The sequence below is a fragment of the Bacillus sp. MUM 13 genome, assembly GCF_001866725.1.
Classification (GTDB): Bacteria; Bacillota; Bacilli; order Bacillales; family DSM-1321; genus Peribacillus.
The window spans coordinates 159,104-179,945 of the sequence record NZ_MLYQ01000001.1; the positions used below are offsets into that span (position 1 = coordinate 159,104).

Annotated in this window: 16 protein-coding genes; all 16 read left to right on the forward strand. The window is 41.5% G+C overall.

Annotation, left to right across the window (positions count from 1 at the left end; genetic code table 11):
• The first annotated feature begins 5 nt into the window (after positions 1-5).
• The 16 genes from BIV59_RS00775 (at position 6) to BIV59_RS00850 (ending at position 20,681) form a co-directional block, all read left to right on the forward strand.
• Complete coding sequence (locus tag BIV59_RS00775; RefSeq protein WP_071349523.1) at positions 6-2,054, forward strand: chemotaxis protein CheA; 2,049 nt, start codon at positions 6-8, stop codon at positions 2,052-2,054.
• Between the two features lie 218 nt (positions 2,055-2,272).
• On the forward strand, positions 2,273-2,749 hold the full coding sequence (locus BIV59_RS00780) for a chemotaxis protein CheW (protein WP_071349524.1): 477 nt from the start codon (positions 2,273-2,275) through the stop codon (positions 2,747-2,749).
• Positions 2,750-2,752: 3 nt separating this feature from the next.
• Positions 2,753-3,388: a chemotaxis protein CheC gene (locus BIV59_RS00785; RefSeq protein WP_071349525.1), complete on the forward strand. Its 636-nt coding sequence runs from the start codon at positions 2,753-2,755 to the stop codon at positions 3,386-3,388.
• Positions 3,381-3,878 (forward strand): chemotaxis protein CheD, encoded by a 498-nt coding sequence (locus BIV59_RS00790; protein WP_071349526.1) that lies wholly within the window; start codon positions 3,381-3,383, stop codon positions 3,876-3,878. The genes BIV59_RS00785 and BIV59_RS00790 overlap by 8 nt, the downstream gene beginning before the upstream one ends.
• A gap of 491 nt (positions 3,879-4,369) precedes the next feature.
• Positions 4,370-5,131, forward strand: coding sequence for a FliA/WhiG family RNA polymerase sigma factor (locus BIV59_RS00795; RefSeq protein ID WP_071349527.1), 762 nt, complete (start codon positions 4,370-4,372; stop codon positions 5,129-5,131).
• 301 nt (positions 5,132-5,432) lie between these two features.
• The gene (locus BIV59_RS00800) at positions 5,433-6,143 is read left to right on the forward strand and encodes a hypothetical protein (RefSeq protein WP_071349528.1); all 711 of its coding nucleotides are present in this window, start codon (positions 5,433-5,435) and stop codon (positions 6,141-6,143) included.
• Between the two features lie 158 nt (positions 6,144-6,301).
• Positions 6,302-7,015 carry a 30S ribosomal protein S2 gene (gene rpsB / locus BIV59_RS00805; protein WP_071349529.1) on the forward strand — a complete coding sequence of 238 codons (714 nt, stop codon included), beginning with the start codon at positions 6,302-6,304 and terminating at the stop codon, positions 7,013-7,015.
• Between the two features lie 238 nt (positions 7,016-7,253).
• A complete protein-coding gene (gene tsf, locus BIV59_RS00810) occupies positions 7,254-8,138 on the forward strand; it encodes a translation elongation factor Ts (RefSeq protein WP_071349530.1) in 885 nt (294 codons plus the stop codon).
• Positions 8,139-8,263: 125 nt separating this feature from the next.
• Positions 8,264-8,986, forward strand: coding sequence for a UMP kinase (gene pyrH / locus BIV59_RS00815; protein WP_071349531.1), 723 nt, complete (start codon positions 8,264-8,266; stop codon positions 8,984-8,986).
• Position 8,987: 1 nt separating this feature from the next.
• On the forward strand, positions 8,988-9,545 hold the full coding sequence (gene frr / locus BIV59_RS00820) for a ribosome recycling factor (protein WP_071349532.1): 558 nt from the start codon (positions 8,988-8,990) through the stop codon (positions 9,543-9,545).
• A 422-nt stretch (positions 9,546-9,967) separates the two neighbouring features.
• Positions 9,968-10,741: an isoprenyl transferase gene (locus BIV59_RS00825; RefSeq protein WP_139194278.1), complete on the forward strand. Its 774-nt coding sequence runs from the start codon at positions 9,968-9,970 to the stop codon at positions 10,739-10,741.
• A 26-nt stretch (positions 10,742-10,767) separates the two neighbouring features.
• The gene (locus tag BIV59_RS00830) at positions 10,768-11,565 is read left to right on the forward strand and encodes a phosphatidate cytidylyltransferase (RefSeq protein ID WP_071349534.1); all 798 of its coding nucleotides are present in this window, start codon (positions 10,768-10,770) and stop codon (positions 11,563-11,565) included.
• A 169-nt stretch (positions 11,566-11,734) separates the two neighbouring features.
• Positions 11,735-12,892 (forward strand): 1-deoxy-D-xylulose-5-phosphate reductoisomerase, encoded by a 1,158-nt coding sequence (locus tag BIV59_RS00835; RefSeq protein WP_071349535.1) that lies wholly within the window; start codon positions 11,735-11,737, stop codon positions 12,890-12,892.
• Between the two features lie 16 nt (positions 12,893-12,908).
• Entirely contained in the window at positions 12,909-14,165 is a 1,257-nt protein-coding gene (gene rseP / locus BIV59_RS00840) for an RIP metalloprotease RseP (RefSeq protein WP_071349567.1), read from the forward strand.
• Positions 14,166-14,405: 240 nt separating this feature from the next.
• Entirely contained in the window at positions 14,406-16,106 is a 1,701-nt protein-coding gene (locus tag BIV59_RS00845) for a proline--tRNA ligase (RefSeq protein ID WP_071349536.1), read from the forward strand.
• Positions 16,107-16,358: 252 nt separating this feature from the next.
• On the forward strand, positions 16,359-20,681 hold the full coding sequence (locus BIV59_RS00850) for a PolC-type DNA polymerase III (RefSeq protein ID WP_071349537.1): 4,323 nt from the start codon (positions 16,359-16,361) through the stop codon (positions 20,679-20,681).
• The last annotated feature ends 161 nt before the right edge of the window (positions 20,682-20,842 follow it).

Here is a 20,842-nt window from a genome sequence, read left to right on the forward strand (position 1 = left end):
TTTCTATGGATATGAATCAGTATTTGGAAGTTTTTATAGAAGAAAGCAAGGAGCACCTGCAAACATGCAGTGAACAGCTTCTCGAATTAGAGAAGTCTCCGCAAGATTTATTGATTGTTAATGAAATCTTCCGCTCAGCACACACATTAAAAGGCATGTCGGCAACGATGGGGTACGAGGACCTGGCTAACCTGACACATAAAATGGAAAATGTGCTGGATGGAATCCGAAACCAGAAAATAAGCCTCAACTCCGAAATATTCGATGTCATTTTTTTGGCGGTGGATGACCTAGAAGCAATGGTCATGTCGATTGCTGAAGGAGGAGACGGGAAACGGGATGTTACAGACGTTGTCAAAAAACTGCAATTGATAGAAGACGGCCAGTCTCCTATCGTGGAATCTGCCAGCGGGGAAGTGGCGGCAGGTTTAATGCTTGCAGAAAAAGAAACGTTAAGCAAAAGTGAGTATGATGAGTTTGAATTGACTGTGCTGCAGCAATCCCAGGAGCAGGGGTATTCCAATTACGAAATTACTATAAGCCTGCGTGAAGATTGCCTATTAAAAGCTGCCAGGGTATTCATGGTTTTTGAAGTCCTTGAGAAAATAGGCGAAGTCATTCAATCCAATCCCTCTGCTGAACAATTGGAAGAGGAACAATTTGATCACTCATTCACGGTAACTGTAATTTCAAAAGAAAATAAAGAAGATCTGAAAAAGAAAGTCATGAAGGTTTCAGAGGTTGAGCATGTTGAGATTCATGCGATTGATCTGGAAGTATTGCGCAATGAAACTCAGAGACATCCAAAAAAAGTGCAGCAATCCATAGAGAACGCTCCTGAAAACACGGGGGATGCCAAAGTCCAAGAGCCGGAAAAACAAAAACAGACTCAAGGTAAACAGCAAGGATCTAAAACAATCCGGGTCAATATTGAGAGGCTGGATATTCTGCTGAATTTATTTGAAGAACTGGTTATAGACAGGGGAAGGCTTGAACAAATTTCAAAAGAGCTAAACAACCAGGAATTAAATGAAACGGTAGAAAGAATGTCACGGGTGACAGGAGATCTCCAGAACATTATTTTAAATATGCGTATGGTTCCTGTCGAAACAGTATTTAACCGTTTTCCTAAAATGGTGAGGCAGCTGGCGCGTGATCTTAACAAAAAAATCAATCTTGAAGTGATCGGTTCAGAAACAGAACTTGAGCGGACCGTAATTGACGAAATTGGAGATCCGCTTGTGCATCTTATAAGAAATGCTTTAGATCATGGCATCGAAACTCCCGAAATCCGAAAATCTCAAGGGAAAAGTGAAGAAGGTACTGTCATTCTTAAAGCGTTCCACAGCGGCAACCACGTTTTCATTGAGCTTAAAGATGATGGTGCTGGCATTAATAAAGAACGGGTCATTAAAAAAGCGATCAGCAATGGAATAATTTCTGAACAAAATGCAGCTATATTAACTGATAAACAGGTGTATGAGCTTATTTTTGCTTCTGGTTTTTCAACAGCTGAAGTCATATCCGATGTATCAGGCCGGGGAGTTGGTCTTGATGTTGTCAAGAATAAGATAGAATCGCTGGGAGGCTCTGTATCTATTGATTCTTCACCAGGACAAGGTTCTACATTCCTGATTCAGCTGCCGCTTACATTATCCATCATTTCGGTTATGCTGATTGAAATACAAAAAGAAAAATTCGCGATTCCGCTTTCTTCAATTATAGAAACAGCCATTATCAAAAAAGAAGATATTATGAATGCGCATAATCAGCAAGTGATTGATTTCAGAGGAAAAGTGCTGCCGCTTCTTTTCTTAAAAGATGTCTTTGATGTTCCTGTGTATATGGAGGAAGAAGAGTTTTATTCAGTTGTGATTGTCAGAAAAGGGGATAAAATGGCTGGGCTTGTTGTTGATACATTTATTGGACAGCAGGAAATTGTGTTAAAAACACTCGGCAATTATCTTACTTCTGTTTTCGCAATTTCCGGTGCTACTATACTTGGAGATGGTCAAGTTGCATTGATTATCGACTGCAACGCTCTTATAAAATAGTCCCTTTTAAGCTTGCCTGCTGGTTTCATCACCGGATTTTAGTGCTTCTGCGGGGAAGGAAACTCAAATACCGCAGGAGCCGGGATAATCCGCAATCAGCAATGCCATTTTAGCGGCCATAAAATAAGTAAAAAAACGGCTGAGTGATTGAACGAGATTTTTTTCTATCTGAAACAAAGGCCGGCGGACGTAAATCCGTCCATAAATGAGGAGGTTATATGTTGTCAAATCTTACAGCAGCCGAAGATGTTAAAATCATCGTATTTCAAATTGAAGATAAAGAATATGCAATACCTGTCAGCCATGTCCGCGGTATTGAAAAAGTCCTGCACATCACACGTGTCCCTAAAACGGTTCCTTTTGTAAAGGGTGTTATTAATCTAAGGGGGGTCATTACTCCTATCATTGATTTGCGTGCCAGATTTGGACTTGAAGAGCGTCCATACACAGACCGGACGAGAATTATCATTGTTACCCTGGATGATCTTGAAATCGGACTGATCACAGATTCAGCCAATGACGTGCTGGATGTGCCGGTAAACAGCATAGAGCCGCCGCCTGAAGTAGTAGGTGCAATTGAAGCGGAATATATAAGCGGAGTGGCAAAAATTGAAAAGAGGCTTCTGATTCTTTTAAATATGGAAAAGATCCTTAATCCTGAGGAACATGCAGATTTAGCAGGAAAAGAAGGATAAGTCATGTCATTTATTGAAAACATTACGGCTTGGCATCTTGATATTTTGAAAGAAATAGGAAATATTGGTGCAGGGAATGCGGCAACATCCCTTTCTGCACTGCTGGATAAAAAGATAGAAATGAAGGTTCCGCAGGTAAGGATACTCTCACTGGCTGAAACGATGGAATTATCAGGAGGAGCAGAGGCGGTTGTAGCCAGTGTCTTTCTCAGAATCGAGGGAGATGCACATGGAAGCATATTTTTTGTGCTTCCGCTTGGCCAGGCTGCATACTTTATCCGGCAAATGACCAAAGAACATGCAGACCTTTTTTCTGAGCCATTTTCAGATCTTGGTCTTTCTGCTCTTCAAGAGGCTGGCAATATTCTGTCAGGCTCTTATCTGTCTGCCTTGTCAAGTTTTACTGGATTGGATCTTTATCCTACAGTGCCTGAGCTATCCATCGATATGGCTGGCGCCCAGATTGGATGCGGGATCTTGGAAATTTCCCAGTCAAGCGATTATGTCATTGCCATAGATACAGCTCTCCATGAAGCAGGAACCTCCAATGAATATGTTAATGGACATTTTTTGTTCCTTCCTGATTCCGATGCTTTTGAAACCATTTTTGCTTCATTGGGGGCTGGTCATCATGACTGATACAGCAACGATAATTAAAGTTGGAATTGCAGACATGGGGATTGCAAGGACAGCGGAAGTAATCCGTACTTCCGGGCTTGGCTCGTGTGTTGGAGTTGTCATTTATGACCCTTTAAAGGAGATAGCAGGTTTGGCTCATGTCATGCTGCCTCATTCTTCTTTGTCAAAGACCGGTCAGATCAATATTGCCAAATTTGCTGATACGGCTATTGTTGAGCTTGTACAAAGACTTATTGAGGCAGGAGCAAGAGAGCCGTTTTTAAAAGCAAAAATGGCGGGAGGGGCACAAATGTTTCAATTCACATCAGGCAAAGATTTAATGCGCATCGGACCTAGAAACGTCGAGGCAGTTAGGCATGAGCTGCAGCAACTGGGCATCCAGCTGATTTCAGAAGATATCGGGGGAAGCTGCGGACGGACCATTGAATTCAATCCTAAAACAAGCCTGCTGAATATACGCACGGTAAATAAAGCGGCGAAAAATATCTAGCAGCTGCAACAAGGAATAACTCTGTTCATTCAAGCTGATTTAACTGATTCATTTTTCGTCCATGATAATGAGTTTAAACGCTCATACATAAAAAAATAAGAAATTCAGCAGAGTGCAGCTTTGCTGTTTTTTTTCTGGCCAATTATCAGCTTATTTGAAATGTGCAAAGTGGAAGGTTTTTGGGTATTTTCGGAAGCATGAAGAGAGGTGCCGGCACTTTCGTCCTTTAATCGTTTCTGCGCTGATGGAAAAGAACTGGCCTGCAATCCAAAATCAGGCGTGAATTGGAGCTATGCATGTATTTTTATTGTAAATATAGACCATTGGTAGGGTATACAGGTTATATGACTGATTCTCTGTTTTTGTTATAATAGTTATATTGAAACATTTTTGTTCGGACCTGGCATTTCGGCATCCCAGATAATGGAGAAGCAAAATATCAGTTCAAATCATTTTTTTACCATTATGCATACAGCGTTAGGAGGAGTCCGATGTCTCAATTGTCTACCCTAGAAGAGCAAATACACTGGAAAAATTGGATCGAGAGCCATGACCCTGATGCTGGGGATCAGCTGGTGAAAAAATACCTGCCTTTGGTTTCATTTCACGTTCAGAGGATATCTGTCAGCTTGCCTAAAAGTGTCAGCCGTGATGACATTAGGAGTCTTGGGATGATGGGTCTTTTTGATGCATTGGAGCGTTTTGATCCATACAGGGATCTAAAATTCGATACATATGCATCCTTTCGTATAAGAGGGGCCATTCTTGATGGTCTCCGCAAAGAAGATTGGCTGTCCAGAAGCGCCCGCGATAAAGCAAAAAAAATTGAAGCAGCCGCAGAAAAACTGGAACAAGAGCTAATGAGAAATGCGTCCCCAAAAGAAATTGCCTGCAGTTTGAATATTACAGAAGATGAGGTTTATACAGCTTTAAACGAGAACTTTTTTGCTAATGTATTATCAATGGATGAAAATCCTCAAGAGCAGGAAGAAAAAGAAAGCCATTTTCATATTAAAGATGAAAAGGCGCTGCTGCCTGAGGAAAACCTGATGAAGCAGGAACTCTACAGTGAACTTGCCAAAGTCATTGAATCTCTTAATGAAAAAGAACAGCTGGTCCTTCAGCTCTTTTATAAAGAGGAACTGACACTGACAGAAATAGGACAAGTCATGAATTTATCAACATCAAGAATCTCTCAAATTCATTCAAGGGCAATTTATAAGCTGAGGGCGACGATGAAGGATAACAAATGATAGAATTAAGCTAATATAGTTAGTATCAATCAAACGGAAAGCCTGCAGAACTATGATCCTGGTAATGGCTCTCAGTAAGCTTGCCGGACAAAAGTGAGTAATTCCAGACTCCAAAAGTTCTTCCGTGGACCTCTGATGCAGGCAAGCTGCCGGAATGCAAGGGGAGGATGATGCAACAAAAGGGAATGATGGCTTTGGCCTGAGAGAAAGACATCCCGCAAGCCGGGCAATTAAAGGGCTCTTCGTTCTGCTCGCACATTCAAAGGAAAAAGTATAGATTACAGCGGATAAGAGGGATTATATGCTTGTGTTTTTTATTTTTCTGCTATTTTTAATGAACATCGTTACCATTTTCGCAGTCATTATTTTATTTTTAAGGCAAAACCGCCTCATGCATGCAGAAAAGGAACATGCAGATACGATGGAAGAAATGGAAAATCTATTATCCTCTTATTTAATGGAAGTGAAAGAAGAAAATGAGGCTTTTTTACTTAACTTTAAGAAAAAAAGTCAAAGCGGGGAAATACCTGCCGGCTCTGCAGCGGATAAAAAAGCCAAAGCCGATATAAAGGGAAAAACAGCACTAGAAGAGAGTCCACTCTTGGAACCGGATATGCCTTCAGCCTTAAAAATTAAGGGAGGCAATATTCATAAAAAGAAAGCTCTTAGAGCGTATAAAAATAATCCGCAGAAGGGCATGACGGAAGATCAGGATGATGCCATCCCTCAAGCCGGCCCTGAAGATATATTAGAAATAGAAGGAATTGAAAATCCTGCAGTTTCAATAGGACAAGAAAATTCCCTGGATAGTACGCCTCCTGCTGTTTCTTCCGGGACAGCCAGCTTTAAAGATGAACTTCTCTCAAAGCTGGCCGGAAAGAATGAAGTACAGCCGTCATTGTCGGATGAAGTGTTTGCACTTTACACATCTGGAATGGGTACAGAGGATATTGCCCAGAAACTGAAAAAAGGAAAAACTGAAATCGAACTTTTATTAAAATTTAGGACATAATGGACGAAATGGCTTGATTGTGTCATGAGGTTATGCTATATTATGTTTTGGTGTTAATACACACGTTTTCGTGATTCATGCAGATGGTGCTGTTTGACAGTTTCTGTATGAAAATGATCGGGACGGAGGAAAAACAAAACCATTTAGGAGGAACTATAATGTCAGTAATTTCTATGAAACAATTGCTTGAAGCTGGTGTGCATTTCGGACACCAAACACGTCGCTGGAACCCGAAAATGAAGAAATATATCTTCACTGAGCGTAACGGCATCTACATCATCGACCTTCAAAAAACAGTTAAAAAGGTTGAAGAAGCTTACAACTTCGTTAAAGAAGTAGCAGCTAATGGCGGAACAATCCTTTTCGTCGGAACTAAAAAGCAAGCTCAGGAATCAGTTAAGGAAGAAGCAATCCGTTCTGGTATGTACTATGTGAACCAGCGCTGGTTAGGCGGAACTTTAACAAACTTTGAAACAATCCAAAAGCGTATTGCCCGTCTTAAAGATATCGAAAAGATGGAAGAAAACGGAACGTTCGAAGTGCTTCCTAAAAAAGAAGTTATCCAACTTAAAAAAGAATTAGAACGCCTTGAAAAATTCTTAGGCGGAATTAAAGATATGAAGGGCATTCCTGATGCAATCTTCATCATTGACCCGCGCAAAGAGCGCATTGCGGTTGCTGAAGCACATAAATTGAACATTCCTCTTGTTGGAATTGTTGATACAAACTGTGATCCAGATGAAATCGATCATGTTATTCCTGCAAATGATGATGCAATCCGTGCTGTCAAATTGTTAACTGGCAAAATGGCTGATGCTATTTTGGAAGCTAAACAAGGCGAAGAAACAGCTACTGAAACAACAACTGCTTAATGCTCAGCGAAAAGGTGATAAGAGGATAATGCCTTTTATCACTTTTTTTTGAAATTTTCCAAGCGGGAAACTGAAAATTGCCATAGGCACTTCAGTATTCGCAGCGCTTGGTCATTTGCCAGGCAGGCTTTGAAAAATAATCTTTTCCGGGCTCCAATTGGAAAAGACGGCAGTTTTCTGTCACAATGAAAACAGAATGCAAAAACCAATACATACAATTATGAGGAGGATTTTATCAATGGCAATCACTGCACAGCAAGTTAAAGAATTGCGTGAAAAAACAGGCGCAGGCATGATGGACTGCAAAAAAGCTTTACAGGCAACAGAAGGAGACATGGATAAAGCAATCGATTTCCTTCGTGAAAAAGGAATTGCGAAAGCCGCTAACAAATCTGACCGCATCGCTGCAGAAGGATCTGCTTACATCGTTACAGAAGGAAATGAAGCAGTTATCCTTGAAGTGAACTCAGAAACAGACTTCGTTGCAAAAAATGAAGGCTTCCAGGTTCTTGTTAAAGAACTTGCTCAGCATTTGCTTGCAAAGAAACCAGCCACTGTTGAAGAAGCTCTTGCGCAGACAATGGATAATGGCGCTACTGTTGCTGACCATATCAATGCTGCAGTTGCGAAAATTGGTGAAAGATTAAATCTTCGCCGTTTTGAAGTAGTGACTAAGGGCGATAATGACGCTTTCGGCGCTTACTTGCATATGGGCGGAAGAATCGGAGTATTGACTGTTCTTGAAGGAACAACTGACTCTGATGCTGCTAAAGACGTTTCCATGCATATCGCTGCATTAAGACCTAAATATGTGTCCCGTGACCAAGTTGATTCTACTGAAATCGAACACGAGCGCGAAGTTCTTACTCAGCAGGCATTAAATGAAGGAAAACCAGAAAAAATCGTTGCTAAAATGGTTGAAGGACGCATCGGCAAATTCTATGAAGAAATTTGTGTTGTGGATCAGTCATTCGTTAAAAACCCTGACCAAAAGGTTGGCGAATTTGTAAAATCAAAAGGCGCTGCTGTTAAGAGCTTTGTCCGCTACGAAGTTGGAGAAGGAATCGAAAAGCGTCAAGATAACTTTGCTGAAGAAGTAATGAGCCAAGTTAAAAAAGACTAATTTAAAAACATCTGAAATGATAAATAGGGAGCACAATTGTGTTCCCTATTTTTGAACCATTATGAATACCTGAGAGTTGAATTGGAAAACAAGATGAATTCAAGATTACATAGTTGGAGGTTCTCATGAGCAGCGCGAAATATAAACGTGTCGTATTAAAACTAAGCGGTGAAGCATTAGCCGGTGAAGAAGGCTTTGGCATCAATCCTTCTATAATTAAATCTATAGCTGAACAAGTCAAAGAAGTTGCACTTTTGGATGTGGAAGTTGCTGTAGTTGTAGGGGGCGGAAACATCTGGCGCGGCAAAATTGGAAGCGAAATGGGCATGGACCGGGCCAATGCGGACTATATGGGGATGCTTGCAACCGTTATGAATTCCTTGGCCCTGCAGGATAGCCTTGAGCAGCTTGGTATTGAAACACGCGTTCAAACTTCAATAGAGATGAGACAAGTGGCAGAACCTTATATTAGACGCCGTGCAATCAGACATCTTGAGAAAAATCGGGTCGTTATTTTTGCGGCCGGTACAGGAAATCCTTACTTCTCTACAGACACTACCGCAGCTTTGCGTGCAGCTGAAATTGAAGCAGACGTAATTCTGATGGCTAAAAACAATGTCGACGGTGTTTATAATGCAGATCCAGTAAAAGATAAAGATGCTGTTAAGTATGACGAGCTTTCTTATTTGGATGTGCTTAAAGAAGGTTTGGAAGTTATGGATTCTACTGCATCTTCATTATGCATGGATAACGATATTCCATTAATTGTATTTTCACTTATGGAAAAGGGCAATATTAAAAAAGCAGTTTTAGGCGAAACGCTTGGAACTATAGTCAGGGGGAAATAAAATGCCGAAACAAATTCTGGAAAATTCAAAGTCGAGAATGGAAAAAGCAATCAGTTCATATTCAAGGGAATTGGCAAGTATCCGTGCTGGCAGGGCAAGTGCATCCCTGCTGGATAAAATATCTGTGGATTATTACGGTGCACCTACTCCAATCAATCAGGTTGCCGGAGTATCCGTTCCTGAAGCGCGCCTTTTAGTCATTCAGCCATATGATAAAACCATCCTTGGCGATATTGAAAAAGCGATTCTGAAATCAGACTTGGGTCTGAATCCATCAAATGACGGCTCTATCATTAGAATTGCAATTCCTGCTTTAACAGAAGAGCGCCGCAAGGAACTTGTGAAGGTTGTAAGAAAAGAATCGGAAGAAGCAAAAATTGCCATCAGGAACATTCGCCGCGATTCAAATGATGATTTGAAAAAGCTTGAGAAGAATGGCGAAATAACTGAAGATGATTTAAGAGGCTATTCAGATGATATCCAAAAGATGACAGACAGCCATATCAGCAAAATTGAGGATATTACAAAAGATAAAGAAAAAGAAATCCTGGAAGTATAAAGAATCTGTAATGCTTGTTAACAGTAAAAAGGGGCCGGCCATCTGTGGGTTTTGTGGAGTCTTAGCACTTATGCGTGAATAATTAATATCTGTTATTAGTTATTCAATCTGCCTGAGTTTTGACTTTTTTGCACAAATCTCTATATGGCAGCCCCTTTTTTTTACTGCAGACAGGCTTTTCGGCAGTATTTTTAACAGACATAACCAGATTTAAGGGATATAATATTTTGCCCTTGTCTTTAAAACCGTCTATCTTACTCAATTTTTCATAATAATAATAGGAGAAGCGTCTGTTTTTTGTTATGATAGGATTGATTCTTTGCTATACATAGGAATTGAGGAGGCCTTGCATGATTTTCAGTCATACAGGCAAAAATTTTTAAAAATAAAAGATAGAGTACAACCTGATGGGGGACAAAAGTATGTATTCATTATGGAAGCGTTTGTTCAATAAAGATGCTTCTTCGGATCTGAATAAAAGGATTCAGGATATAAAAAAAAATGCGGTACCCTTCCATATTGCGATTATAATGGATGGGAATGGCCGCTGGGCAAAAAAACGCGCTCTTCCTAGAGTAGCGGGGCATCATGAAGGAATGAAAGTGGTAAGAAGAATTACAAGGCTTGCCAATAAGCTGGGTATTGGAACATTGACGGTTTACGCGTTTTCTACGGAAAACTGGAAACGCCCTAAAAGTGAAGTGGAGTTCCTGATGAAACTGCCGGAAGAATTTTTAGGATCTTTTTTGCCTGAACTTGTATCCGAAAATGTTAAAGTGGAGATGATTGGCGATAAGTCGTACCTTCCTCCGCATACAATAAGAGCAGTTGAAACGGCAATGGAGAAAACAAAACATAATACCGGTCTGATTTTAAATTTCGCATTGAATTATGGAAGCCGTTCGGAAATCCTCGGGGCAGTGAAGAAAATCATTGATGACAAAAAAAGCGGATTATTAAATGGTGATATTACTGAAGAGGATTTCTCCAGATATTTAATGACAGGCAATTTACAGGATCCGGACCTGCTGATACGTACAAGCGGTGAGATAAGGCTAAGTAACTTCATGTTATGGCAGCTTGCTTATTCCGAATTCTGGTTTACTGATGTATTATGGCCTGATTTTAAGGAAGAGGACCTGCTCGAAGCCGTTGAAGTCTACCAGAAACGGTCAAGAAGGTTTGGCGGTGTCTAATTTAGAAGGCGAGGAAAATTGAACTAATGAAACAACGTATTATTACGGCTGTTATTGCTGCAGCCATATTTATCCCCTTAGTTGTATTGGGGAACCTGCCATTTTTACTGTTGATTTATCTGATGGCTACAATTGGTTTTTATGAATTGCTGAAAATGAAAAAGATGCCATTAAGTTCTTTTTCATCCCTGCTGTCGTTTATTTTATTATGGGCAGCGCTGGTGCCGGAACAGCACGGAGGCATATTTGGTTATATTTATCAGCATAAGCTTCAGATTTTTCTTTTAGGTGTGCTGATTTACCTGATATATACTGTTGTGACGAAGAATTCATTTACTTTTGATGATGCTGGGTTTCTGTCTATTTCTGTTCTTTATGTAGGTATGGGCTTTTATTATATGTTTGAGACCCGGCAGGAGGGCACAAACGGACTGTATTACTTATTTTATGCCCTTTTTACCATCTGGGCGACTGATTCTGGTGCATACTTTTTTGGTAAGGCAATGGGCAAACGCAAGCTGTGGCCGGAAATCAGCCCCAATAAGACAATTGAGGGATTTGTAGGCGGAATTGTCTGCGCTCTGATTGTCGCCATTTTATTTTACTTCTTTTCTGATCTCGAACACTCGGCTGTTAAATTACTGCTGATTAGCATTCTTATATCAGTTTTTGGCCAAATGGGAGATCTTGTTCAATCAGCGTATAAAAGGCATTATGGCGTAAAGGATTCAGGAAGGCTGCTGCCGGGCCATGGTGGAATATTGGACAGGCTTGACAGTTTAATTTTTATTTTGCCAATCCTCCAGATACTGAATCTATTTTAAAGACTTTTCAGGGACATTGCTGCCTTGTATTAGCCCTATAGACTGAATCTGCCCCTGGGGAATCTTTAACTAAGCGGAAACAGCAGGAGGCAAGCGTAACAGTAACATTTGAAAAAAACCTTGGAGTTTTATGGGTTAAAAGCTGCAAGCAAATTGGAGTTGAATACACATGAAATATATTAGTCTTTTAGGCGCAACAGGTTCGATTGGGAAGCAGACCGCGGATGTCGTCCGTTCACATCCCGATGAGTTTCGGATAGTGTCGATGTCTGCAGGCAGAAATATCGGCCTGACACGGAAATTCATCAATGAATTCAAGCCCGAATTGGTTTCTGTACAAACGAAAGAAGATTGTGAAACCCTTAAAACGGAGTTTCCACAAGGAGATATAAAGTTTGTTTATGGTGACACAGGACTTGAAGAAGCAGCTGTATACGAAAAAGCGACTGTGCTTGTGAATGCTGTGATCGGCAGTGTAGGCCTAGCTCCGACTCTTAAAGCCATAAAAGCAAAAAAAGACATCGCGATTGCCAATAAAGAAACACTTGTAACAGCTGGTCACCTGGTTATGGAGGAAGCCCGTAAGGCAGGAGTCAGCCTGCTTCCGGTCGACAGTGAGCACTCTGCCATTTTTCAGGCACTGCAAGGCGAAAAAGAAAAAAACATCGAACGTCTCATAATTACCGCCTCAGGCGGCAGTTTCCGTGACCGGACAAGGGAAGAGCTGAAAGATGTCAGTGTAGAGGATGCGCTGAATCATCCTAACTGGTCCATGGGCGCCAAGATCACAATCGATTCTGCAACAATGATGAATAAGGGGCTAGAAGTAATAGAAGCGCACTGGCTTTTTGGTCTGCCTTACGAAAAAATCGATGTGCTGCTGCATAAAGAAAGCATTATCCATTCAATGGTTGAATATCATGATTCAAGTGTGATTGCACAGCTTGGCACCCCAGATATGCGAGTGCCGATACAATATGCCCTCACCTATCCGGACAGGCTGCCGCTTGCTTCGAAAAACAGGCTTGATCTTGCAAGCATCGGAAAGCTGCATTTTGAAGAAATGGATTTTGGGCGTTTTCCTTGTTTGCAATTTGCATATGAAGCAGGTAAAATAGGCGGAACGATGCCGACTGTTTTAAATGCAGCTAATGAAGAGGCAGTGGCGCGTTTTCTTAATGGAGATATTTCATTTCTTGAAATAGAGAAATTGATTGAAAAAGCTCTGAATAATCACCAGGCAATCGACAATCCGGAGTTATCCATTATCCAGGAAGTGGACCTGCATACACGGCAATATGTCAAAAAACTATTAATTTCGGGGTGATGTTCACGTGCAAACACTGCAAACCGTAATTGCCTTCATAATTATTTTTGGGGCGCTCGTCTTCTTCCATGAACTTGGCCACTTATACTTTGCAAAGCGGGCAGGCATCTTATGCCGGGAATTCGCAATAGGGTTTGGTCCCAAGGTGTTAACTTTTAAGCGAAACGAGACGGTATATACGATTCGGCTGCTTCCGATTGGCGGATATGTGAGAATGGCCGGTGAAGATGCGGAAAATATAGAAATTAAACCAGGTTTTCGGGTGGGACTGATTTTTGATAAAGAAAATATTGTTTCGAAAATTGTCACAAACAATAAAGATAAATATTCAGATATTCATATCATAGAGGTAGAGGCGCTGGACCTTGACCATAAGCTGTTTATCAGCGGCTATGAGGAGAGCGAAGGAGAGCTGAAGACTTTTTCCGTGCATCCTGAAGCCGTGATTGTGGAAGATGGAGTTGAAAATCAAATTGCACCCTACGACAGGCAGTTTGCTTCTAAATCACTTGGAAACCGTGCCATTACTATATTTGCGGGGCCAATGATGAACTTTATCCTGGCAATAATCATTTTTATGATTATTGGTTTGTTTCAAGGCGTTGCTGTCGATAAGGCTAAGCTCGGGGAATTAACCAAGGATGGGACGGCCATTTCCTCAGGCCTAAAACAAGGCGATGAAGTACAGTCTATTGACGGAAGTGAAGTTTCAAGCTGGAATGATGTTCAAAAAAGCATTCAGAAAAACCCGGGAAAAGAGATTGAGTTCGTTGTTGAGCGGAATGGAAAGACATTGGAGGTTCCGGTCACCCCGAAAGAAGTTGAACGGGACGGGCAGAAAATGGGTGTGATCGGTGTATATCCGCCTATTGAAAAGTCTCCTCTCAAAGCTTTCAAACTGGGTTTTACGGAAACGTATGAATGGACTAAGCAAATTTTCTTTATGCTGGGCAAGCTTGTCAGCGGGCATTTTAAAATAGATATGCTTTCCGGCCCTGTCGGGATATACAAATCTACAGAAGAAGTGGCCAAATCAGGTGTTTTCAACCTGATGAAGTGGGGCGGGATTTTAAGCATCAATTTAGGGATTATGAACCTTCTGCCGCTTCCGGCATTAGATGGAGGGCGTTTGCTATTCTTCTTAGTTGAAGCATTAAGGGGAAAACCGATAGACCGCCAGAAAGAAGGGCTGGTGCATTTTATAGGCTTTGCATTGCTGATGCTTCTGATGATTGTGGTCACCTGGAATGATATCCAGAGATTTTTCCTTTAATTTCACGTGCATGCGCGGATAATTAGATAAATACTCTGCTAAATTGCTTGGTTTCTCTTTGCGGCGTCATGTATAATCTATTTAAGGATATGCGGGCTATTAAGCGCTATTTTATAGCGCTTTTGGTCTTTTCAGATGATAAAGCTATAGAGCTTGTTCACAAATATATTCACACTGGAAATAATGGAATAAATGGCTGTTTAATGAATCATAATTTTTGAATTGAGGAGTGCACGAAACATGAAACAAAGTAATACATTGATTTCGACATTGAGGGAAACTCCGTCGGATGCAGAAATAAAAAGCCATCAGCTGCTGCTTAGAGCGGGCTATATGAGACAAAATTCAAGCGGCGTCTACAGTTTTATGCCTCTTGGAATAAAGGTCCTTCAAAAAATCGAATCGATCGTCAGAGAGGAAATGGAAGAGGCTGGTGCGGTTGAATTGCTTATGCCGGCGCTTCAGCAGGCTGAGTTTTGGCAGGAGTCGGGCAGGTGGTATACATACGGTCCTGAATTAATGCGCCTAAGGGACCGGAATGACCGGGAATTTGCCTTGGGGGCTACACATGAAGAAGTCATCACAAGCCTGATCCGTGATGAAGTGAAGTCCTATAAGAGACTGCCGCTTACCCTGTATCAGATCCAGACAAAATTCCGGGATGAAAAAAGACCTCGTTTTGGTTTGCTGCGCGGACGCGAGTTCATCATGAAAGATGCTTACTCTTTTCATTCGAACCAGGAAAGCCTTGATGAAGTATATAAAAAAATATTCAATGCATATTCTGCAATATTCCGCCGCTGCGGACTGGATTTTCGTGCAGTAATTGCTGATTCTGGCGCGATGGGCGGTAAAGATACTCACGAATTCATGGTTCTTTCAGATGTCGGGGAAGACACAATTGCTTATTCTGATAGCTCAGATTATGCAGCAAACATTGAAATGGCGCCTGTAACCGGCAACTATAAACAAAGTGATGAAGCGCTGGCGGAGATGGAAAAAGTGCATACTCCCGGCCAGAAAACAATTGAAGAAGTTTCTGGATTCCTTGGTCTTGATCAGAAAAAATGCATCAAATCTCTGCTCTTTAAAGTGGATGACAAATTTGTGCTCGTTTTAGTCAGAGGAGATCATGAAGTAAATGACATTAAATTGAAAAATTTATATTCTGCTTCGTTTGTTGAATTGGCTGATCCGGGACTGACAAAGGAATTGCTCGGGTCTTCTGCAGGTTCATTAGGTCCGGTTTCTGTTTCAAAAGACATTGAAATTATTGCAGATCAGGCAGTAATTAGCATGGCTAATGCTGTTTGCGGTGCAAATGAAGAAGGTTACCATTACACAAACGTGAATGCCGGCCGTGATTTTACTGTATCAAGATACGAAGATCTGCGCTTTATACAGGAAGGTGATGTATCACCGGATGGCAATGGAATCATTAAGTTCGCAAAAGGCATCGAGGTTGGACATGTCTTTAAACTTGGTACCCGGTACAGCGAAGCGATGGGAGCAGCCTTCCTTGATGAAAATGGCCGTTCACAGCCAATGATCATGGGCTGTTATGGAATTGGAGTTTCCCGTACTCTTGCAGCAGTGGCCGAGCAGTATAATGATGAAAACGGACTCGTCTGGCCAGCAGATTTAGCTCCTTATCAGGTTCATGTAATCCCGGTCAATATGAAGGACAGCACTCAATCAGAATTAGCTGGAGACATTTATGCCAGCCTGAAAAAAGAGGGCTTTGACGTGTTAATGGATGACCGCCAGGAGCGGCCTGGAGTCAAGTTCGCCGATTCAGATCTGATTGGAGTTCCTGTCAGAATTACAGTCGGAAAAAAAGCCTCTGAAGGTATCATTGAAATGAAAATCCGGAAAACAGGTGAAGTCCTTGAGCTTAAGCTGGATGAAATATCTGCGAAATTGCAGGAACTTATGGCGTGACAAGCTCCGGACAAAACTAAACTAAAAACTGCAAAAATATAAAGGCATCATTCTTAAATGAGTGTGCCTTTTTCTTCTGCTTTTACCTGAAATAATCTGTCTGTAATATGAAGGATGGTATGATATAATAACCACTGTTGTGTAATGGAATTTGAGCAGCAGATATAGCGTTCACACGCGGAAAATATAGCTGAAGCATAAAAAGAGGCCTAATTTTAGGTATTTAAAATATATAAGATGGGGAGTGAGAAGATGGCTCAGGGCCCAAATAGCGGAAGAGAAAGATTCCAGCTTTTGCTCCAGCAAATGGGGCTTACAGAAGATGCTTTTGTTCAGCATTTTTATCAGGCGGAAATAGAGAAGCTTTCCATAGACAGAGTGTCTAAAACATGGCACTTTATCTTTCAAATGGAAAAACTTATTCCATGCAGCATCCACACTCGTTTTTCTATACAGCTGAAAAGTACATTTGCACATATTGCGAATGTAACATATTCGTTCCATGTCCTGAATCCTCAGCCCTCAGAGGAACTGATAAAGGAATACTGGAAAAATTGCCTGGAAGAGTTAGACGGAATTTCACCGGCATTATTGACTTTATTAAATGAGCAGGAACCCAAAGTGATAGGCAACAGGCTGATTGTCCGGGCCAGAAATGAAGCGGAAGCAGGCCAGCTTAAAAGGAAGTATTCTGGAATCATTTCAAATATTTATCAAACACTTGGTTTCCCGCCGCTTTCACTGGAAGCAGAGGTTACATCTGCCGCAGAAAATGAGGACTACCAGAAATTCCTTGCTGAAAAGCAAAAAGAGGATGAAGCCAAAGGGCTGGCTGCGTTAACGGAAATGCAAAAACAAAATAGTGAAAAAGGCAAAGATGATGCTGCTTACGAAGGGCCGGTTAAAATCGGCTATACGATTAAGGAAGATGCAGATTTCAGAAGTATAGAGCAAATTATTGATGAAGAGCGCCGAATTGCGATAGAAGGCTTTGTATTCGATGCAGAAACAAGAGAGCTTAGAAGCGGACGGACTCTTCTGACTTTTAAAGTGACGGATTATACAAGCTCTATACTCGTAAAGATGTTTTCCAGAGATAAAGAAGATGCTGCCATTCTTGCCCGTGTTAAAAAAGGAATGTGGGTGCGTGCACAAGGCAGCATCCAGAATGATACATTTGTCCGGGACCTAGTTATGATTGCGAATGATATCAATGAAATATCACGTGCAGGACGCATTGATCAGGCTCCAGAAGGACAAAAGAGGGTCGAGCTTCATCTCCATGGTCCAATGAGCCAAATGGATGCAGTTACACCAGTCTCTGCGCTGGTGGCCCAGGCTAAAAAGTGGGGGCACAAGGCTATTGCTATTACCGACCATGCGGGTGCCCAGGCGTTCCCGGAAGCTTTTAGCGCAGGTAAGAAAAATGATATAAAAATCCTTTATGGAGTCGAGGCCAACCTTGTAGATGATGGTGTGCCTATTGCTTATAATAGTGCACACCGCGAACTGGCGGAGGATACGTATGTGGTTTTTGACTTTGAGACAACAGGCTTATCAGCTGTGTATGACACAGTCATTGAACTGGCTGCAGTTAAAATGAAAGACGGGGAAATCATTGACCGTTTTGAATCCTTTGCCAACCCCCATCATCCGCTGTCTAATACGACTATCGATTTGACGGGCATAACGGATGATCTTGTAGAAAACGCACCGGATCCGTCAGAAGTCCTGCAGAAATTCAGAGATTGGGCAGGAGATGCCATCCTGGTAGCCCATAATGCAAGTTTTGATATGGGATTTCTGAATGTAGGCTATAAAAAAATCGGGTATCCTAAAGCTGAAAATCCAGTCATTGATACTCTTGAACTGGCACGTTTTCTGTATCCGGAATTCAAGAATCATAGACTGAACACGTTAGCAAAAAAGTTTGATATAGAACTTACACAGCATCACAGGGCGATTTATGATGCAGAAGCTACCGGCTACCTCCTGCTGAAGATGCTTAAAGATGCACAGGAAAAAGGAATTGCCTTCCATGACCAGTTCAATGACAACATGGGACAGGGAAACGCTTATCAAAGGTCCCGCCCATATCACTGTACACTGCTTGCCCAAACTCAGGATGGTTTGAAAAATTTGTTTAAGCTTATTTCCATGGCTCATTTGAATTATTTTTACAGAGTTCCCCGGATCCCGCGCTCACAGCTCCAAAAATTGCGTGAAGGCATACTGGTGGGATCAGGATGCGATAAAGGTGAAGTTTTTGAGGGAATGATGCAAAAGGATTTTGAAGAAGTGGTGGATATTGCGGAGTTCTACGATTATATAGAAGTGATGCCCAAAGCAGTTTATCAGCATATGATCGAGCTGGAATATGTGCGTGATGAAAAATCTCTGGAAGGAATTATTTCTAATATCATCAAGCTTGGTGAACGGCTGGATAAGCCAGTCGTGGCAACAGGGAATGTACATTACCTGGAACCGAATGATAAAATTTACCGGAAAATCCTGGTCAATTCACAGGGGGGAGCCAATCCTCTGAACCGCCACAAACTGCCGGATGTGCATTTCAGGACAACGGATGAAATGCTTAGAGCGTTTCAGTTTTTAGGAGATGCTAAAGCGAAGGAAATAGTAGTCGAAAATACAAATAAGATTGCAGACATGATCGATGATATAAAACCGATTAAGGATGAATTGTATACCCCGAAAATCGAAGGCGCAGAAGATGAGATGAGGGAAATGAGCTATAGCATGGCCAAAAGCATATATGGCGATGAACTTCCTGAAATTGTGGAGGCAAGGCTTGAGAAAGAGCTTAAAAGCATAATAGGACATGGATTTGCTGTTATCTACCTTATTTCACATAAGCTTGTTAAAAAATCGCTGGATGATGGATACCTGGTCGGTTCCAGGGGATCTGTGGGTTCTTCATTTGTGGCGACAATGACTGAGATTACAGAAGTCAACCCGCTTCCTCCGCATTATGTATGCTCTATGTGCAAAAAGTCGGAGTTCTTTGATGACGGCTCAGTGGGATCTGGATTCGACTTGCCTGATAAACTATGTCCTGACTGCGGCATTCCTTATAAAAAAGACGGACATGATATCCCCTTTGAAACGTTCCTCGGTTTTAAAGGCGATAAAGTACCGGACATTGACTTGAATTTCTCAGGGGAATATCAGCCTAAGGCGCATAACTATACCAAGGTGCTGTTCGGTGAAGATTATGTGTTTCGTGCAGGGACAATAGGAACTGTGGCAGAAAAAACAGCATATGGATATGTAAAAGGGTATGCAGGAGATAATAACCTTCACCTGAGGGGTGCAGAGGTGGACAGGCTTGTAGCGGGATGTACCGGTGTTAAGCGGACTACTGGCCAGCATCCAGGCGGTATTATCGTTGTGCCTGATTATATGGACATTTATGATTTTTCTCCTATTCAATTTCCGGCGGATGACAAAAATTCGGAATGGAGAACAACTCACTTTGATTTTCATTCCATACATGATAATGTCCTGAAGCTGGATATTCTCGGACACGATGATCCAACAGTAATCCGTATGCTCCAGGATTTAAGCGGCATTGATCCTAAGACAATACCGACAGATGATCCTGAGGTCATGAAGATTTTCAGCGGCACCGAGTCACTTGGAGTAACAGAGGATCAGATTATGTGTAAAACCGGAACGCTTGGAATACCTGAATTCGGTACACGTTTCGTCCGCCAGATGCTTGAAGATACAAAACCGACGACCTTTTCAGAACTAGTCCAGATATCAGGACTTTCACATGGAACGGACGTGTGGCTTGGAAATGCACAGGAATTGATCCACAATAAAATATGTAACTTGAGTGAAGTAATCGGCTGCCGTGATGATATTATGGTGTATTTAATTTATCAGGGACTGGATCCTTCGCTTGCTTTCAAAATCATGGAGTCAGTCCGTAAAGGAAAAGGGCTTAGCGAGGAATTTGAAGCAGAAATGCGTCAAAATGAAGTGCCGGAATGGTATATTGATTCCTGCAAAAAGATCAAATATATGTTCCCGAAGGCGCATGCTGCCGCATATGTATTAATGGCTGTAAGAATTGCGTACTTCAAAGTACATTTGCCTCTTTTATATTATGCAGCCTATTTTACAGTCCGTGCGGAAGACTTTGAAATTGAAGCCATGTCACGCGGATCACAATCGATCCGTACTAAAATAGAAGAGATCAATGCGAAAGGCCTTGAAGCTTCCACTAAAGAAAAAAATACCCTTACCGTGCTTGAGCTTGCACTCGAAATGTGTGAAAGGGGCTTTTCATTCACAAAGGTTGATCTATATAAATCGAGCGCAGATGAATTCATTATTGAAAACAATACGCTTATTCCTCCTTTTAATTCCATACCTGGATTGGGTACAAATGCGGCCATTAACATAGTGAAGGCGCGGGAGGAAGGAGAATTTCTTTCTAAAGAGGACCTTCAGCAAAGAGGGAAGGTTTCCAAAACCATTCTGGAATTTCTTGATAACCAGGGCTGCCTGGAAGCTCTTCCGGAACAAAATCAGCTGTCCTTGTTTTAGGGGTACAGCTATCAGAGCACGAGACACAGTGTTTGCATAAAAAACTTGATTATGGTATATTTTTATTGGAAATACTACGAAGAACCAATGGCAAGAGTGGGGAAACCCACTCTTTCGTGTTGTAATTGACTAAAAATTTTTTCTAATCCATTACAAAGAAC

Excerpts from the sequence above, each read along its gene's own strand:
- BIV59_RS00850 (WP_071349537.1), top strand. The coding sequence starts at position 16,359 with ATGGCTCAGGGCCCAAATAGCGGAAGAGAAAGATTCCAGCTTTTGCTC.
- BIV59_RS00835 (WP_071349535.1), top strand. The coding sequence starts at position 11,735 with ATGAAATATATTAGTCTTTTAGGCGCAACAGGTTCGATTGGGAAGCAG.
- tsf (WP_071349530.1), top strand. The coding sequence starts at position 7,254 with ATGGCAATCACTGCACAGCAAGTTAAAGAATTGCGTGAAAAAACAGGC.
- BIV59_RS00800 (WP_071349528.1), top strand. The coding sequence starts at position 5,433 with ATGCTTGTGTTTTTTATTTTTCTGCTATTTTTAATGAACATCGTTACC.
- BIV59_RS00780 (WP_071349524.1), top strand. The coding sequence starts at position 2,273 with ATGTTGTCAAATCTTACAGCAGCCGAAGATGTTAAAATCATCGTATTT.
- pyrH (WP_071349531.1), top strand. The coding sequence starts at position 8,264 with ATGAGCAGCGCGAAATATAAACGTGTCGTATTAAAACTAAGCGGTGAA.
- BIV59_RS00775 (WP_071349523.1), top strand. The coding sequence starts at position 6 with ATGGATATGAATCAGTATTTGGAAGTTTTTATAGAAGAAAGCAAGGAG.
- BIV59_RS00795 (WP_071349527.1), top strand. The coding sequence starts at position 4,370 with ATGTCTCAATTGTCTACCCTAGAAGAGCAAATACACTGGAAAAATTGG.
- BIV59_RS00825 (WP_139194278.1), top strand. The coding sequence starts at position 9,968 with ATGTATTCATTATGGAAGCGTTTGTTCAATAAAGATGCTTCTTCGGAT.
- BIV59_RS00785 (WP_071349525.1), top strand. The coding sequence starts at position 2,753 with ATGTCATTTATTGAAAACATTACGGCTTGGCATCTTGATATTTTGAAA.
- rpsB (WP_071349529.1), top strand. The coding sequence starts at position 6,302 with ATGTCAGTAATTTCTATGAAACAATTGCTTGAAGCTGGTGTGCATTTC.
- BIV59_RS00790 (WP_071349526.1), top strand. The coding sequence starts at position 3,381 with ATGACTGATACAGCAACGATAATTAAAGTTGGAATTGCAGACATGGGG.
- frr (WP_071349532.1), top strand. The coding sequence starts at position 8,988 with ATGCCGAAACAAATTCTGGAAAATTCAAAGTCGAGAATGGAAAAAGCA.
- BIV59_RS00845 (WP_071349536.1), top strand. The coding sequence starts at position 14,406 with ATGAAACAAAGTAATACATTGATTTCGACATTGAGGGAAACTCCGTCG.
- BIV59_RS00830 (WP_071349534.1), top strand. The coding sequence starts at position 10,768 with ATGAAACAACGTATTATTACGGCTGTTATTGCTGCAGCCATATTTATC.